The organism is Tessaracoccus sp. MC1679, from assembly GCF_014164775.1.
GTDB lineage: Bacteria > Actinomycetota > Actinomycetes > Propionibacteriales > Propionibacteriaceae > Arachnia.
In genome coordinates this window covers 177,825-192,580 of record NZ_JACJGB010000003.1, presented here as the reverse complement: position 1 = coordinate 192,580, position 14,756 = coordinate 177,825, and the positions used below count along the sequence as shown (strand labels likewise).

At 68.5% G+C, this 14,756-nt stretch carries 15 protein-coding genes; 7 read left to right on the top strand and 8 right to left on the bottom strand.

Annotated elements, in window-relative coordinates; all coding sequences use genetic code 11:
* Positions 1 to 400 precede the first annotated feature (400 nt).
* The gene (locus H5398_RS06210) at positions 401 to 826 is read right to left on the bottom strand and encodes a hypothetical protein (RefSeq protein ID WP_182783668.1); all 426 of its coding nucleotides are present in this window, start codon (positions 824 to 826) and stop codon (positions 401 to 403) included.
* Positions 827 to 898: 72 nt separating this feature from the next.
* Here H5398_RS06210 and H5398_RS06205 point away from each other — a divergent pair, with 72 nt between their 5' ends.
* The 5 genes from H5398_RS06205 (at position 899) to H5398_RS17240 (ending at position 3,507) form a co-directional block, all read left to right on the top strand.
* On the top strand, positions 899 to 1,069 hold the full coding sequence (locus H5398_RS06205) for a hypothetical protein (RefSeq protein WP_182783666.1): 171 nt from the start codon (positions 899 to 901) through the stop codon (positions 1,067 to 1,069).
* A 536-nt stretch (positions 1,070 to 1,605) separates the two neighbouring features.
* Positions 1,606 to 1,734: a hypothetical protein gene (locus H5398_RS17245; RefSeq protein WP_255443581.1), complete on the top strand. Its 129-nt coding sequence runs from the start codon at positions 1,606 to 1,608 to the stop codon at positions 1,732 to 1,734.
* A gap of 283 nt (positions 1,735 to 2,017) precedes the next feature.
* Positions 2,018 to 2,623 (top strand): fasciclin domain-containing protein, encoded by a 606-nt coding sequence (locus tag H5398_RS06200; protein ID WP_220489181.1) that lies wholly within the window; start codon positions 2,018 to 2,020, stop codon positions 2,621 to 2,623.
* A gap of 145 nt (positions 2,624 to 2,768) precedes the next feature.
* Positions 2,769 to 3,116 carry an L-rhamnose mutarotase gene (locus H5398_RS06195; protein ID WP_182783664.1) on the top strand — a complete coding sequence of 116 codons (348 nt, stop codon included), beginning with the start codon at positions 2,769 to 2,771 and terminating at the stop codon, positions 3,114 to 3,116.
* A gap of 262 nt (positions 3,117 to 3,378) precedes the next feature.
* Positions 3,379 to 3,507: a hypothetical protein gene (locus H5398_RS17240; protein WP_255443580.1), complete on the top strand. Its 129-nt coding sequence runs from the start codon at positions 3,379 to 3,381 to the stop codon at positions 3,505 to 3,507.
* 109 nt (positions 3,508 to 3,616) lie between these two features.
* Here H5398_RS17240 and H5398_RS06190 read toward each other — a convergent pair whose 3' ends face one another.
* From H5398_RS06190 to H5398_RS06175, 4 genes are read right to left on the bottom strand one after another with little or no spacing between them, the layout of a single operon-like run.
* The gene (locus H5398_RS06190; RefSeq protein ID WP_182783663.1) at positions 3,617 to 4,909 is read right to left on the bottom strand and encodes a hypothetical protein; all 1,293 of its coding nucleotides are present in this window, start codon (positions 4,907 to 4,909) and stop codon (positions 3,617 to 3,619) included.
* Positions 4,909 to 7,410: a glycoside hydrolase family 65 protein gene (locus tag H5398_RS06185; protein ID WP_370586085.1), complete on the bottom strand. Its 2,502-nt coding sequence runs from the start codon at positions 7,408 to 7,410 to the stop codon at positions 4,909 to 4,911. Before H5398_RS06185 ends, H5398_RS06190 begins: the two co-directional genes overlap by 1 nt.
* Positions 7,410 to 8,126, bottom strand: coding sequence for an HAD family phosphatase (locus H5398_RS06180; protein WP_182799397.1), 717 nt, complete (start codon positions 8,124 to 8,126; stop codon positions 7,410 to 7,412). Before H5398_RS06180 ends, H5398_RS06185 begins: the two co-directional genes overlap by 1 nt.
* 9 nt (positions 8,127 to 8,135) lie before the next feature.
* On the bottom strand, positions 8,136 to 8,954 hold the full coding sequence (locus tag H5398_RS06175; RefSeq protein ID WP_182799396.1) for an Fpg/Nei family DNA glycosylase: 819 nt from the start codon (positions 8,952 to 8,954) through the stop codon (positions 8,136 to 8,138).
* 32 nt (positions 8,955 to 8,986) lie between these two features.
* Between H5398_RS06175 and H5398_RS06170 the strand changes: the two genes are divergently transcribed.
* Complete coding sequence (locus tag H5398_RS06170; RefSeq protein WP_182783656.1) at positions 8,987 to 9,133, top strand: hypothetical protein; 147 nt, start codon at positions 8,987 to 8,989, stop codon at positions 9,131 to 9,133.
* A gap of 15 nt (positions 9,134 to 9,148) precedes the next feature.
* Here the strand turns inward: H5398_RS06170 and H5398_RS06165 are convergent, their stop codons facing one another.
* Together H5398_RS06165 and ligA are read right to left on the bottom strand one after the other, a co-directional pair.
* Positions 9,149 to 9,595: a ribose-5-phosphate isomerase gene (locus H5398_RS06165; RefSeq protein ID WP_182783655.1), complete on the bottom strand. Its 447-nt coding sequence runs from the start codon at positions 9,593 to 9,595 to the stop codon at positions 9,149 to 9,151.
* Between the two features lie 7 nt (positions 9,596 to 9,602).
* On the bottom strand, positions 9,603 to 11,696 hold the full coding sequence (gene ligA / locus H5398_RS06160; protein ID WP_182799395.1) for an NAD-dependent DNA ligase LigA: 2,094 nt from the start codon (positions 11,694 to 11,696) through the stop codon (positions 9,603 to 9,605).
* A 118-nt stretch (positions 11,697 to 11,814) separates the two neighbouring features.
* Here ligA and pepN point away from each other — a divergent pair, with 118 nt between their 5' ends.
* Entirely contained in the window at positions 11,815 to 14,421 is a 2,607-nt protein-coding gene (gene pepN / locus H5398_RS06155; RefSeq protein ID WP_370586068.1) for an aminopeptidase N, read from the top strand.
* Between the two features lie 67 nt (positions 14,422 to 14,488).
* Here pepN and H5398_RS06150 read toward each other — a convergent pair whose 3' ends face one another.
* Positions 14,489 to 14,692, bottom strand: coding sequence for a hypothetical protein (locus H5398_RS06150; protein ID WP_182799393.1), 204 nt, complete (start codon positions 14,690 to 14,692; stop codon positions 14,489 to 14,491).
* Positions 14,693 to 14,756 lie beyond the last annotated feature (64 nt).

Below are 14,756 nucleotides of genomic sequence, written 5' to 3'. Positions count from 1 at the left end.
AAGTCCAAGTATCCCGTAGTCAGAAGGCACTCCGGCCTATCTACCGCACGCGTCGCTCACTCCGCCATGAACGATCGAGGTTAGTGCGAGATTCCTACCCGGTGACCATCTCAACGACAAGCTCCCAGTGATGGAGTCGGCCGATGAGGAAGGGCCTGAGCGGCGGTGTCGGCGGGCAATGTCGTGCCCATAGACCGGCTACTTCGAGACAGTCGTCCGATGCGCCCACTGCAAGCCTAGCCACGCTCCTAATGCCGCACCCGCCACCATTGAGACCCCCCACTCAAAACCACCCAAGAATCCACCGAAGAGGATGCCGATCGCGGCGCCGAGGATGGGCCCAATGATAAGTCCGCCCGTCATGATCCCCACGAAGACTGGAACGAGAATGCGAGGCACCTTACTCTCCTTGCGTGTATGTCGCGCTGCCTGCCCCGGTCACCTTGAGCTTCACCCATGGGTATGTGTGGCCGATTATTCCTCCGACAACGGGAATTATGTGGTTCACGCGACCCTGTCGAAAGACGTACGCCGTGGGCGTTCCCACACCAGACTTCCAACTGTTGTGATTCGTTGTCACAATGTCCACACTGAAGTCCACGTTCGTGAAGTAGGCCGAGGTCGTCGCGGCCGACGTGACCGCTCCTCCCAACCAGCAGAATTGAACCTTGTGGGTGTACTTGTACAGGACAACCGCCCCGGTGATCGAGCGCTTTGTCCGGGTGCCCCAGACCTCCTTGCAGCTCGCTCGGCTCAACTCGCCTTGCGTCAGAGCCAGTTCCGTGATGTCGTCCTCGACGTCAGGTGCAGGCGTTCGATCAGCCACCGTCGGATGCTTCGATATTAGCCAAGCGATCTGCGCCTTTGTTGCGCTCCCTGCCATAGCGGCAACAACTACGTGCTCGAGATCGAACTCGACTGGATCGCTCCTGTCACCGGATGCCTGGGCTGGGGTGCTCGCGAGCAGGAGTACGGCCGCAACGAACACGGAGAGCGCTACCCGAAGAAGCTGACCGACGCGACGTTCTGCGGATTGGCGATCATTCATCATCCCCTCTTTTCTGATTGACTGATTGCGAGCCTACGGTATGCGGTGGCTCACACTGCCCCTTGGGGAGGGTCAACTTTCGGCCAGCGTGCGGATACGGATATTTCCGTCTCAGTCAACGGCCCATTCGAGTTGCATTCCAACCACGACTCGTGGGTCTCGCGCATTCGCTATTGTGCTCCTTGTTCGCCAATGCAACAGCGGTTCCACCGACAGTCGGATCGGAGCCAGCACCCCTACCATCGAACCCATCGCTCTTCGAATCACAGTCGTTGAGCTCTCCCAAGAATGCATGGTGTCGCACCCTCGATGGGCGTGGCAAGTTGGATCGAACCCTCCCATACGTCGCCGACCACGTCAATGCGTCATCGGCTTTTGGGCACGTTCATTCCGTCGTCGGGAGCACCCAAGGAACTTTCGTACCTGCATCGACATGGCCCGAGGAACGTTCGTGCCGAGAAGCTCTGAACCATCCCCGGTTCGATGCCGGTTCTTCTCGAGGTTTTAGAAGAGGGACCGTACGGTTTCCGGTGTAACTCCGATGAAAGAGGTTCCCGATGAGGATGCAGGTTGAGCCGGTCGCTGAGGCGGCCGTGGCGGAGGTCGAGGAGCAGGTGACGACGACGGTCCCGCCACTGGTGGACAAGGCGTTGGTGGCGCAGTTCGTGGGCGATGCCCAGCGGTAGGGCCTCGACGTGGGCGGCAAGGGCGGGCTTGAGCAGAGCTTGTCCTCGGCGCTCGATGACGTCGGCTTCGATCGCGTGGGTGCGGCCCCCGGGCCGCAGCCAGGTCATCATCTTCGTTGCGCGGCGCCTCGTAAACCACGCAGTGTCATCACGTGTCGGCCGGTCTTCAGGATCGCGTCCGAAAAAAGTCGGCCCCAGGTGCATCCGAGGGCGGCACTTCATGCGAATCCATCTGTGAGAGCGAGCTGCACACGGCGGCTTCATCCCACACCAAGGAGACACCATGAACATCAAGATCGCAGCTGCCGGAAGCGTCGCAGCACTTCTGTTCCTGTCCGGATGCGCGGGAGCCAGTGACGAGATGACGCCGGAGGCGAGCACCGCTGAAACGACCAGCGCCGCGGCCTCGCCGTCGGAGTCCATGAGCGAGTCAATGTCCGAGGCCCCCATGGAGGAGGCCGGCACCATCGTGGACGTGGCCGCCGGCAACCCCGACTTCGAGACCCTCGTCGCTGCGGTGACCGCGGCCGACCTCGTCGAGACGCTGTCGGGCGATGGACCCTTCACGGTCTTCGCGCCCACCGATGACGCGTTCGACGCGCTCCCCGAGGGCCTGCTCGACGCCCTCCTGCTCCCGGAGAACAAGGACGCCCTCACCAGCATCCTGACCTACCACGTCGTCTCCGGCGAGGTCATGGCCGCTGACGTCACGGCCGGCGATGTCGCGACGGTGGAGGGCTCCACCATCGCAATCACCACCGACGGCGGCGTCATGGTCAACGACGCCAACGTCGTCACCACCGACGTCGATGCCTCCAACGGGGTCATCCACGTCATCGACAAGGTCATCGTGCCGCCGACGGTCGATGCCGCCGCGCTGCTCGGCTGACATCTGGCACACGCCACGGCAATCAGAGGGACCCGCACACCGTGCGGGTCCCTCTGCCGCATCCTGCGTCGCCCGGCTCCCTTGACATGAGTGGAAGCCCGTGATTCGATCGTTTCAATTCGGTCGCATCCAGGAGGACGCCCCCATGACCACCCGTCGCCGCTACTGCTTCGAACTCCACGTCCGGCCCGAGCGCTTGGACGAGTACAAGGCCCGCCACGCCGCCGTCTGGCCGGAGATGCTGCAGGCGCTCAAGGCGTCGGGATGGCACAACTACTCGCTGTTCATGCGCCCCGACGGGCTGCTGATCGGCTATGTGGAATCCGAAGATCTGGTGGCCGCCCAGGAAGCGATGGGCAATACCGAGGTCAACGCCCGCTGGCAGGCCGAGATGGGCGAGTTCTTCGCCGACCTTGACGTGGCCCCTGACGAGGGGTTCGTACTGCTGGAGGAGGTCTTCAACCTCGAGGACCAACTCGCCCGCACGCGCTGAGCGGCATAGGTGGTAGTCCTTGCCCTCCTTCACCCTCGCTGGTCAGGCGCGGGCTCGCTGAAACTGGAGCTGACAAGCGTTCTTTCACTGAGGCGGCTGCCCTGCACTCGTGACCAGGTTGTGGGATTCCCGGGTGAACTCTCGGGGATGGCTGCTAGCCGGCCTGCGCCCAAGCGGCGGAGCTGCGTCGGATGAGGGCGTCGAGATCCGGAGCAGGCGGTGGGGGTTGGGTGGGCATGGTGGTGCCCCGAGGCGGGGTGTGATGAGTGACGTTTCTGAGGCTTCGAGGCCGCTGCGCGGCTCCTCAGCCAGCGGTTGGGGAGGACTGCGCGGCTCCTCAGCCAGCGTCGGAGGGCGGCTACGCGTGCCCACCCCGCTGGCCGAGGTGTGAGGAGCGCAGCGACGAGCCTCGAAGCCTCGAGAAGGCGACCTTGTCGGCTGACGTTTCTCAGGCTTCGAGGCCGCTACGCGGCTCCTCAGCCAGCGGTTGGGGATGACCGCTAGATCGACAACCAGGCCACGTCGGAGACCGACGGCTGGATGGACAGCTGACACAGGAGTCGGTTCTCCGCCGCCTGCGCGTAGGCGGCGAGCCGGATCCCTCGTTCGGTCTCCCCCAGTCCGGCCGCGTAGAGCTTGGCCAACGCCACGTCCGCCCCGCGGAGCGGCCTCGGATCCGTGCTGATCCGCCCGAACCCGATGGCCGCGAACGCCTGCGCCCCCAGCACGTCGAAGTCCCCCACCGGCCATGTCCCGGACCCCAGCTCGATGGGAACCAGCCCGTGCAGTGCCAGCAGCACACCGTCGCGCCGCGAGGCCCGCGCCAGCACCTCGGTGGCCGACGCCGCCGCCTCGCTCTCCACGGGAAGCCCGAGCTGTCCCGCCAGCGCCGCCGCACACGCGATCCAGGCCGTGGGCCTGTCCTGGTGCTCGCCGATCACCCTGTCGACGGCGTCGAGCAGATCATCGGAGGCCCACGCGTCGAGCATGTGCCGGACCGCGACGTAGGCCCAGGCGTCGCTCCTCGGGCCGGAGGCCATCAGCTCGCCTCGCAGCACCGCCAGGTCCCGGAAGGCGCCCACCTCCACCGAGGTCCGCCCCCCGGGCCCCCACACCCCCACCTGCACCAGACCGGGCGGGGTGACGAGCGAGAACTCGCCCTCACTCTCCTCCATCTGGACCCCGTCAGGGACGGTGACCGTGCCGTCGGGCGCGCTGAACTCGACCGGCTGCCCGAGGGGGACGTGCCGTGCCCACGGCAACCATGACGGCTCGGCGGGGACCTCGAGTTCGTCCCCATGGTGCGCTTCGTAGGTCCATGCTGCCGACACCATCTGCCGGGGACGCACGAGCACGGATTCTTCGAGCGGGTAGGACACCCCTACCTCGTCCGACGGGGCGGACAACCCGCGCCGCTGGGTGAGCAGCCCGGGCCCGGCCGCAGAGCGCAGTGCGATCTCCCCGGACGCACCGGCCAGCCAGGAGATTGGCTCGAGGAGTCCCTCGACGCGCAGGAGGGGGCCGGGCACCGTCACCACGTCCTGGGACTGGGACTCCAGCGAGACTTCGAGGCGCATCCGCTGCCCGGAACGCACCCGCACAGTGGCGGCCACGCCGGCCTCATGCTCGACGTCGACTCCCACCGCGTCCGCGGCCGGGCGCGGGTGGCCCCAACCATCCTGGAATTCGACGGCGAGGCGTGTCAGCCTGCCCTCGCCGAGCAGTTCGAATCCGCGGGCGGTGGTGCGCGACTCGAACGCCTCGCGCACAGCGCCGGTCACTTCAGCAGTCATCAGTCAGAACTCGTCACTTCCTGGGGATGCGACTCGGGCACAATCGCGCGGACCACAGACCCGTCCTCGCGGTTCTCTCCGAGGACGAGGGGGCTGCCCTCCATAGAGGGTAGCCGCGTACCCTGATCCTCCAGCACGACGGTGACCGGCGAACCGGGCTGCACCGTCACGGCCGCCCCGCGGACGGTGAGATCGACCGCGCCGCCCTCCTCCACCTCGAATGAGATCGCCTGCGCACTCAAGCGGACCCGGAGCCGGGAGCCGCGGATCCTCAGTGGGAACGTGAGGGCCGCCCACCCCGCCGGGAGCCGTGGGTCGAACGAGATCCGGCCGTGGTGGTCACGCAGCCCCCCGAACCCGTAGACCAGCGCGTTCCACACCCCGCCGGTGGAGGCGATGTGCGCCCCGTCCCGGGCGTTGGAGTGAAGGTCCGCCAGGTCCACGTACAGGCCCGAGAGGAAGTACTGCATGGCCATGTCCTGGTATCCCACCTCGGCCGCCATCACGGACTGCACCACCCCCGAGAGTGTGGAGTCTCCCGTGGTGATGGGGTCGTAGTACTCGAAGTCCGCACGCTTCTCCTCCGAGGTGAACTCGTCGCCCTGAAGGAAGAGCGCGAGCACCACGTCGGCCTGCTTGAGGACCTGGAAGCGGTAGATGACCAGCGGGTGGTAGTTGAGCAGCAGCGGTCGCTTGTCCTCGGGTGTGTTCGGCAGGTCCCACAGCTCTGAGGAGAGGAACTTGTCGTCCTGGGGGTGGATGCCGAAGGTCTCGTCGAACGGCACGACCATCCCGTCGGCGCAGGCCTCCCACTCGTCGATCTCGGCTGGGTCCAGCCGAAGGGCGGCCGCGACGCGGCGGTACGCGTGGTCGTCGGTCGCGCGCATCTCCCGCATCAGGGCGGCGGCCGAGCGGAGATTCGCCCGGGCCATGACGTTGGTGAACATGTTGTTGTTGACCACCGCCGTGTACTCGTCGGGCCCGGTCACGCCGTGGATGTGGAACCGCTGAGTGCCGTCGGACTCCGCCCTCCAGAAGCCGAGGTCCGCCCAGAGCCGGGCCGTCTCCACCATCACGGCGGCGCCGTCGCGGTACATGAACTCGGTGTCGCCGGTGAGGTCGCGGTACTTCGAGAAGGCGAAGGCCACATCCGCATCGATGTGGTACTGCGCCGTGCCTGCCGCGTAGTAGGCGGAGGCCTCCTCGCCGTTGATCGTGCGCCAGGGGTAGAGGGCGCCACGTTGTGACATCACCGCGGCCCGCTCCCTGGCCTGGGGCAGCAGATTGACCCGGAACCTCAGCGCGTTGCGCGCCACGCCGGGCGCGGTGTAGATGAGGAAGGGGACCAGGTAGATCTCCGTGTCCCAGAAGTAGTGCCCCTCGTACCCGGAGCCGGTGACTCCCTTCGCCGCGATCCCCTGCTGGTCGCTGCGCGCCGTGGCCTGGGCCAGCTGGAACAGGCACCACCGCACGGCCTGCTGGATGTGCGGCTGGCCCTCCACCTCGACGTCGGCATCGAGCCAGAACTTGTCGAGCCACTGCCGTTGCCTGTCGTAGTAGTGCTCGAAACCGTTGTCGCGCACCCGGTCCAGCGTCCGCCGGCAGCGGTCGGAGAGCTCGGCACAGGGCACCCCCCGCGATGTCTGGTACGCCACCGCCTTGCGCACCCGCACCGGGACCCCCTCGGCGGCCTCCACGCGGAACACCTGCTTGCCGACGTCGTCCTCCGTCGACGACAAGATCTCCACCGGGTTCTCCGTGTCGACGTAATGATCGGCCCCCACCGCGATGGTCATCCCGGAGCGGCTGGTCTGGTAGGCCAACAACATGCGCTGCCCCCGGTACCAGTGCAGTTCGGGCTGCAGCACGCGCCCGTTGATCGACGAGGAGCGCCGCGGATCCCAGGATTCGCCGCCCGCGTCCGGACGGCGGTAGTCGGTGTAGCCGTCCTGCCTGTTGACAATGAGCGAGGTGACCACGACGGGGGCGCCGCCACCCGACAGCACGGTCACCTCGATCTCCATGAGGGCCAGATGCCGGTCCGTGAACGAGACCATGCGCGAGCTGCGGACCCGCACGCGCTTACCGGCGGGGGTGCGCCAGATGAGCGTCCGGGTGAGCCGTCCGCTGCGGAAGTCCAGGGAACGCTCGTAGTCGTCGAGGTCCGCCACGGACAGCACTAGCGGTTCGTCGTCGACGTAGATCTTCATCAGCTTCGCGTCCGGCACGTTGATGATGGTCTGGCCGGTGTGCGCGAACCCGAACGCCTCCTCGGCGTGCTTGATCGGCCACGTCTCGTGGAACCCGTTGATGAAGGTCCCGTGGGCGTAGCTGGGGCGGCCCTCCTCGGGGTTGCCGCGCATCCCCAGGTAGCCATTGCCGACGGCGAACAGTGTCTCGGTGACGCCGACGTCGGCGGTGTCCGGCTCCACCTCAACCAGCCGCCACTCGTCGATCGGGAACCGCATCCGGTTGAGCGGGTCGGCCGCGATCTCGCGGATCATCGCGACACCAGGCTTCCGAGGTCGGTCACGACGAGGTGCGCCCCGGCAGCCAGCAGGGCTTCTTCGCCCACACCGCGATCGACCCCGATCACCAGCCCGAAGTGGCCGGCCGCGCCCGCCGCGACACCCGAGATCGCGTCCTCGATCACCACAGATTCGCTGGCCAGGGCGCCGAGTAGTGCGGCGGCGCGGATGAAGGTGTCCGGCGCCGGCTTCCCCGGCAGCGATTCGTCGTGGGCGAGGTTGCCGTCGACGATGACCGGGAAGTACTTCAGCAGGCCTGAGGCGGTGAGTACCAGGTGAGCGTTCTTCGACGACGAGACGACCGCCAGCCTGTGGTGGCTGGCTGCCAGCTCCTCGATCAGCCGGACCGCGCCGGGGTAGGCGGCCACGCCGTCGCGTTCGATGACCGCGGTCACCGTGTCGTTCTTGCGGTTTCCGAGTCCGCACACCGTGGTCAGGGCGGGATCGTCGTCGGGGCTGCCTTCCGGGATGGTGAGGCCGCGCGAGGCGAGGAGGTCGCGGACGCCGTCGTAGCGCGGCTTCCCGTCGACGTAGTTGAAGTAGTCCAACTCGGTGTAGGGGGCCTGCCCGGGGATCTCCGCGAGGAAGCCGTTGAACATCTCATCCCAAGCCTGCATGTGGACCTGTGCGGTGGGGGTGATGACCCCGTCGAGGTCGAACAGCACGGCCGCGTATGCGCTCCAGTCCATCGTCTGAGACTAGTGCGCAGCGGGAGCCCTTCGTCGGCGTTGACAGCGAGAGCACCAGTAGAGATTTCGGCCCTCGAGCACGGCGGTGCGGATCTCGGTACCGCAGACCAGGCAGGGCTGACCGGCGCGGCGGTACACGTAGACCTCGCCGCCGTGCCTGTCGACGCGTGGGTCGCGGCCCTGCGCCTGCGGCCCGTGCTCGTCGCGCACCGTGTCGATGCGCCCCTGCTGCACGGCGTAGCCCATCAACCCCACGAGGTCGTCCCAGAGCGCGCTCCACGTGCGCTCGTCGATGCGGTTTCCGGGCACCGTGGGGTTCAGCCGGTGCCGGTACAGCACCTCGGCGCGGAAGATGTTGCCCACGCCGGCCGCCACCCGCTGGTCCATCAGCAGCGCGGCGATGGACTTGCCCGAGCGCCGCAGCCGCTCGTAGCCCTTGGCCGGATCCGCGTCCACGCGCAGCGGGTCCGGCCCGCTGGCCTCGACCACCGCGTCCCGCTCGGCCGGGGTGAGGGTCCGGCACCATTGGGGGCCGCGGAGATCGGCCGCGGTGACGCCGTCGTCGATCCGGAGCCGGACCTGGCCGCGCGGGGGCGCGAGCGGCTCGAGGGTCAGCTTGCCGATCAGGCCCAGGTGGATGTGGACGACGTCGCCGGTGGCGAAGTCGATGAACAGGTGCTTGCCCACCGCCTCGCCTCGCTCGATCTCCGCGCCGTCGAGCGGGGCCGCGTCGAATCGTCCCTGGGGCGAGGTGACGTTGACCGGCCGGCCGCCGAAGGTGTCGGTCAGCGCGTGGGCGAGGCGGTGGATGACGTGTCCCTCGGGCATCGGCCCAGCCTAGCCGGGCGTAGCATGTGCACATGAGCGAGGAACAGCGCCGCGAGTTCGGCCGCGACGGCATCTCGGGCCTGGTGGATCACCACCGCGCCCTGCGTGCCCGTCTGCTCCCGCCGCCGAAGCGCCCGCGCGGCGAGACCCAAACCCGGAGCGCCCCGAACCCCAAGTGAGGCCCCTAGAGCGGGTCAGCGTGCCTCGTACGCCGACAGCTGATCGATCCGACGCTGGTGTCGCTCATCGCCGCTGAACGGCGTGGCCAGGAACGTGGCAACGATCTCGTAGCCCGCCTCCAGGCTCTGCATCCGTCCGCCCAGGGCGATGATGTTGGCGTCGTTGTGCTCGCGGGTCAGGCGTGCCAGCTCGACGTTGTTGGCAAGCGCCGCCCGGATCCCCGTCACCTTGTTCGCGGCGATCTGCTCCCCGTTGCCGGATCCGCCCAGCACGATGCCCAGTGAGCCCGGCTCGGCCGCCACCGCCTCGGCACAGGGGATGATCAGCGGCGGGTAGTCGTCGAGCGCCTCATAGGTGTGCGCGCCGTGGTCGACGACGTCGTGGCCGTCCTCCCGCAGCCGTTCGACGAGGTAGTTCTTCAGTTCGAACGCTGCATGGTCAGTGGCAATGTGGACTCGCATGGGGCAACTATTCCACCCCGGTCGGGCCCTCGGCCAAGAGGGCGACGAACCCGGACTCGTCGAGGATCCGCAGCCCCAACTGCTCGGCTTTGGCGGCCTTGGAGCCGGCGTTCTCCCCCACCACCACGAAGTCGGTGTTCTTGCTGACGGAGCCTGACGCCTTGCCGCCCCTCGCCAGGATTGCCTCCTTGGCACCGTCGCGGGTGAAGCCCTCCAGTCCGCCGGTCACCACCACCGTGAGCCCCTCGAGCGTGCGCGGCGCTGACTCGTCCACCTCGTCGGCCATCCGGACCCCGGCCGCGGCCCACGCTTCGACGATGTCGCGGTGCCAGTCCACCTCGAACCAGTCGACGATGGCCTCGGCGATCACCTGGCCCACGCCGTCGGCGGAGGCCAGCTCTTCGACGCTGGCGGCGCGGATGGCCTCCATCGACCCGAAGCGGCCGGCCAGCGACCGGGCGGCGGTCGGGCCGACGTGGCGGATGGACAACGCGACGAGCACCCGCCACAGCGGCTGGGTCTTGACCGTCTCCAGGTTGGCCAGCAGCTTCTCCCCCTGGGCGGACAGCACGCGGGAGTCGCGGACGCCGTCGGCCCCCAGCTCGGCAGCCTTGGCCTGTCGCGTGTACAGGTCCGTGCGGAGCAGGTCCTCGGCGGTGAGCGTGAACAGCGCCCCCTCGTCGGCGATCAGCCCACTGGCCAGCAGCGCTCCGGCGCCCTCCCAGCCGAGGGCCTCGATGTCGAACGCGCCCCGCCCGGCAAGGGCGAAGAGCCGCTCTCGGAGCTGGCTGGGGCAGCTGCGGGCGTTGGGGCACCTGATGTCCTTGTCGCCCTCCTTCTCGGGCCGCAGCTCGGCGCCGCAGGACGGGCAGCGCGTGGGCATCACGAACGGGCGCTCGGTGCCGTCGCGCAGCGCTACCACGGGCGCCACGATCTCGGGGATGACGTCGCCGGCCTTGCGGAGGACCACGGTGTCGCCGATCAGCACTCCCTTGCGGGCCACCTCGTGGGCGTTGTGCAGGGTGGCCATCTCGACGGTGGAGCCGCTGACGAACACGGGCTCCATCACGCCGTAGGGCGTGACCCGGCCGGTGCGGCCCACGTTGACCCGGACGTCCAGCAGCTTCGTGTTGACCTCCTCCGGCGGGTACTTGTAGGCGATGGCCCACCGTGGGGCTCGCGACGTGGACCCCAACCGGTCCTGCTCGGCCAGGTCGTCGACCTTGACGACGATGCCGTCGATCTCGTGACTGAGGTCGTGGCGGTGCTCGCCGTGGTGCTTCACGAACCCGGCCACCTCGTCGGGCGAGGAGACCACCACGAACGTGTCCGGCACGGGCAGGCCCCACTCCCGCATTCGCGCATAGGCCTCACTCTGCCGGCTGAACTCGGCCCCCTCGACGGCGCCGATGCCGTGGACCAGCATCCGCAGCGGCCGCGACCCCGTGACGGCCGGGTTCTTCTGCCGTAGCGACCCGGCGGCGGCGTTGCGGGGGTTCGCGAACGGGGCCTTGCCCGCCTCGACGAGGCTCTCGTTGAGCGCCTCGAAGCCGGCCACCGGGAAGAACACCTCGCCGCGTACCTCGAGCACGGCCGGGGCCTCCCCCGACAGTCGGTGCGGGACGCCGTCGAGTGTGAGGACGTTGGGCGTCACGTCCTCCCCCACCCGCCCGTCGCCGCGGGTGGCCGCGACACTCAGCCGCCCGTCGAGGTACAGCAGGTTGACTGCCAGTCCGTCGATCTTCAGCTCGCACAGGTAACGCTCGGCGGGGGTCCTGGCCAGCCAGGCCGCGAGCTCCTCGTCCGAGAACACGTTGTCCAGGCTCATGAGCCGGCGCCGGTGCTCCACTGGCTTGAAGTCCGTGACCCGGGCTGCCCCGACCCGCTGCGTGACGGAATCGGGCGTCACCAGCGATGGGTGCTCCCGCTCCAAAGCCTCAAGCGTGCGCATGGCCGCGTCGTAGTCCGCGTCGGACAGGGTGGGCGCCGCAGCACCGTAGTAGGCCTCCTGCGCCTCCGTGAGCACCTGGTTCAGCTCTGTCCAGCGCCTACGGAGATCGGGGGAGGTCACCCCCGACTCCGCCTCGATGTGCTCGCTCATGGGGCCATGGTTCCACCATCACGGGCGATTCGACCACCCAAATCCCACGCCACAGGGCGAATGACCATCAGAATGGGGTCCAGTGAGAGGCGTCCCGCCACGGCTGGGCGTCGTAACCATGAACGAGGAGGCCCAGATGGGTACGGCGAACATCACCCGCGACGAGGCGTCGGAGCGGTCGCGCATCATCTCGACGGAGGCCTACCGGGTCACGGTGGACCTCACCGGGCGCGACGTCGCCGACCCCGAGCGTCAATTCGTCTCGACGACGTCGCTGGCCCTCACCGGGCACGGCGGACAGACCCACCTGGACCTGATCGCCGACGAGGTGCGTGAGGCCACGGTCGACGGCGAGCCGCTCGACACCTCCGGCTACGACGGCTACCGCCTCCCGCTGCCGCACCTCGACGAGGGGCCCCACGAGGTGGTCGTCCTCGCGGTGTGCCGCTACTCCAATTCTGGCGAGGGCCTCCACCGCTTCATCGACCCGGCCGACGGTCGCACCTACCTCTACACGCAGTTCGAGGCAGCGGATGCGCGGCGCATGTACGCCACCGCCGAGCAGCCGGATCAGAAGGCAACCTTCCAGCTCACCGTGCTCGCCCCCGTCGAGTGGCTGGTGTTCACCAACGCCCCGAGCGTCGCGCCCTCGGACATCGGCGACGGCTTCGGCCGCTTCGAGCACGACGCGACCCCGCGGATCTCCACCTACATCACCGCCCTCGTGGCCGGAGACTTCCACGTCCAGCGCGGCGTGATCGCCTCCGCCGCCGGCGAGGTGCCGGCCTCGGTGGCCTGCCGTCAGTCCCTGGCCCAGTACCTGGACTTCGACAGGATCCTCACCACCACGCAGCGCGGGTTCGAAGTGTTCGAGACCGCCTTCGGCGTGGCATACCCGTTCGGCACCTACGACCAGATCTTCGTGCCGGAGTTCAACGCCGGCGCCATGGAGAACGCGGGCTGCGTCACGTTCCGAGACGAGTACCTGTTCCGCTCCCGCGTGACCAGCCGCGAGCTCGACGCCCGCGACAACACCATCCTCCACGAGCTGGCCCACATGTGGTTCGGCGATCTGGTCACCATGCGGTGGTGGGACGACCTGTGGCTCAACGAGTCGTTCGCCGAGTGGGCCTCCCACTTCGCCAACGCGGAGATCGCCGAAGCCTTCGGCACCGGCGCCGACCCGTGGGCCTCCTTCAGCAACGAGCGCAAGGCGTGGGCCTACCTGCAGGACCAGCTGTCCACCACGCACCCGATCGCGGCGGACATGTCGGACCTGGAGAAGGTGGAGCAGAACTTCGACGGCATCACCTACGCCAAGGGCGCCTCCGTGCTCAAGCTGCTGGTCTCGCTGGTGGGCAGCGACGCGTTCCTCGCTGGCGTCACGCAGTACTTCCGCAAGCACGCGTACGGCAACACCGAGCTCTCGGACCTGCTCGACGAGCTGGAGGAGGCCTCTGGCCGGGACCTCTCCTGGTTCTCGGCGCAGTGGCTAGAGACCTCGGGGGTCAACACCCTGGCCGCGGACTTCGACGTGGACGACGAGGGCCGCTTCACGCGCTTCGCGGTGACTCAGAGCGCGCACCCCGGGTGGCCCACGCTCCGCACGCACCGGCTGGGCGTCGGGCTGTATTCCCTGGCCGACGGCGCCCTCACCAGGAGCCACTACGCCGAGGTGGACATCTCCGGGGAGCGCACCGAGCTGCCTGAGCTCGTCGGCGTGGAGAGGGGCGACGTCGTCCTCCTCAACGACGGAGACCTCACCTACGCGAAGGTGCGTCTCGATGAGGCGTCCGCGGCCACGCTGGTGGAGCACATCGGCGATCTGGCGGACCCCTTGGCCAGAGCCGTCGCCTTCACCTCGTTCTGGGAGATGACCCGCGACGCGGAGCTACGCCCCCAGGATTACGTCCAGTTGGTGCTGGCGGGGCTCCCCAGCGAACACGACATGGCCGCGGTCTCCACCCTGCTCGGCCAGGCCGTCACCGCGTCGCTGTCGTTCACGGCGCCCGAGCTGCGCGACGAGGCCAACGTGAAGCTGGTGGCCGGCCTGGCACGGCTCCTCAAGGGTGCGCCGGCCGCTTCCGACGAGCAGGTGCTCATCGCCAAGGCGCTCATCGCCAGCATCCGGGCCGACGCCGGGGTGGCGCTGCTCAAGGGCTGGCTCGTCGACGAGGAGGTGCCTGAGGGGCTGGCGATCGACACGGCCATGCGGTGGGCGATCACCTCGGCGCTGGCCAAGCTGGGCGCCATCGGCGAGGACGAGATCGCGGCCGAGCTCGAGCGGGACAAGACCTCCGCGGGCGCCGAACAAGCCGCCGGGGCGGGCGCGTCGCTGCCCACCGTCGAGGCGAAGATGGAGGCGTGGACGCGCGCCACCGACGACCCCTCCATCCCGAACGAGACCCACCGCGCGCTGTGCATGGGCTTCTGGCGGTACGGCCAGGACGACGTGCTTGAGCCCTACCCGGCCGCGTACCTGGACCTGTTGGGAAAGATCTCGCGCCGCGAGGGCACCTGGGCGGATCGCGGGTACGCCACCATCGGCACCGCACTGCGCTGGTTGTTCCCGACGCCCCTGGTGGACGAAGGGCTGGTGGCCACCGTCGACGCGTGGCTGGTGGACAACGAGCCGAGCGAACAGGTGCGACGCGCCGTCACCGAGCGGCTGGACGAGGCCAAGCGTGCGCTGCGCGCGCAGGCCAGGAGCCGCGCCGAGGGGTGACAAGACGAAACGACGACGGAGGGGCGGACCATCAGCGGTCCGCCCCTCCGTCGTCGTACGAGGGTGCTCAGAGCTTGCGCACGGGCTCCAGCTCGGCGGCGCGCGCATGCTCCTCGCGCTGCTTGCGGGCGAGCTTCGGACCGAAGGCCAGCAGGGTGACGATGGCACCGAAGGCCAAGGGGAGGATGACGGTCAGCATGAGCAGCGTCAGATCAGACGCCGGCTCCGGCTGGGGCCAGCCTGGGAGGACCTCAAGGGGGAGCAGAATCATGGGGGCACTCTAGCCGAAGAGCGCCCACCGGGACAGACTCCCGGCTCGGGCGGAGGGCCGGGTG

Coding starts and splice junctions, on each gene's coding strand:
- H5398_RS17245 (WP_255443581.1), top strand. CDS start 1,606: ATGAGGATGCAGGTTGAGCCGGTCGCTGAGGCGGCCGTGGCGGAGGTC.
- H5398_RS06200 (WP_220489181.1), top strand. CDS start 2,018: ATGAACATCAAGATCGCAGCTGCCGGAAGCGTCGCAGCACTTCTGTTC.
- H5398_RS06195 (WP_182783664.1), top strand. CDS start 2,769: ATGACCACCCGTCGCCGCTACTGCTTCGAACTCCACGTCCGGCCCGAG.
- H5398_RS17240 (WP_255443580.1), top strand. CDS start 3,379: ATGAGTGACGTTTCTGAGGCTTCGAGGCCGCTGCGCGGCTCCTCAGCC.
- H5398_RS06190 (WP_182783663.1), bottom strand. CDS start 4,909: ATGACTGCTGAAGTGACCGGCGCTGTGCGCGAGGCGTTCGAGTCGCGC.
- H5398_RS06180 (WP_182799397.1), bottom strand. CDS start 8,126: ATGGACTGGAGCGCATACGCGGCCGTGCTGTTCGACCTCGACGGGGTC.
- H5398_RS06175 (WP_182799396.1), bottom strand. CDS start 8,954: ATGCCCGAGGGACACGTCATCCACCGCCTCGCCCACGCGCTGACCGAC.
- H5398_RS06170 (WP_182783656.1), top strand. CDS start 8,987: ATGAGCGAGGAACAGCGCCGCGAGTTCGGCCGCGACGGCATCTCGGGC.
- H5398_RS06165 (WP_182783655.1), bottom strand. CDS start 9,595: ATGCGAGTCCACATTGCCACTGACCATGCAGCGTTCGAACTGAAGAAC.
- ligA (WP_182799395.1), bottom strand. CDS start 11,696: ATGAGCGAGCACATCGAGGCGGAGTCGGGGGTGACCTCCCCCGATCTC.
- pepN (WP_370586068.1), top strand. CDS start 11,815: ATGAACGAGGAGGCCCAGATGGGTACGGCGAACATCACCCGCGACGAG.
- H5398_RS06150 (WP_182799393.1), bottom strand. CDS start 14,692: ATGATTCTGCTCCCCCTTGAGGTCCTCCCAGGCTGGCCCCAGCCGGAG.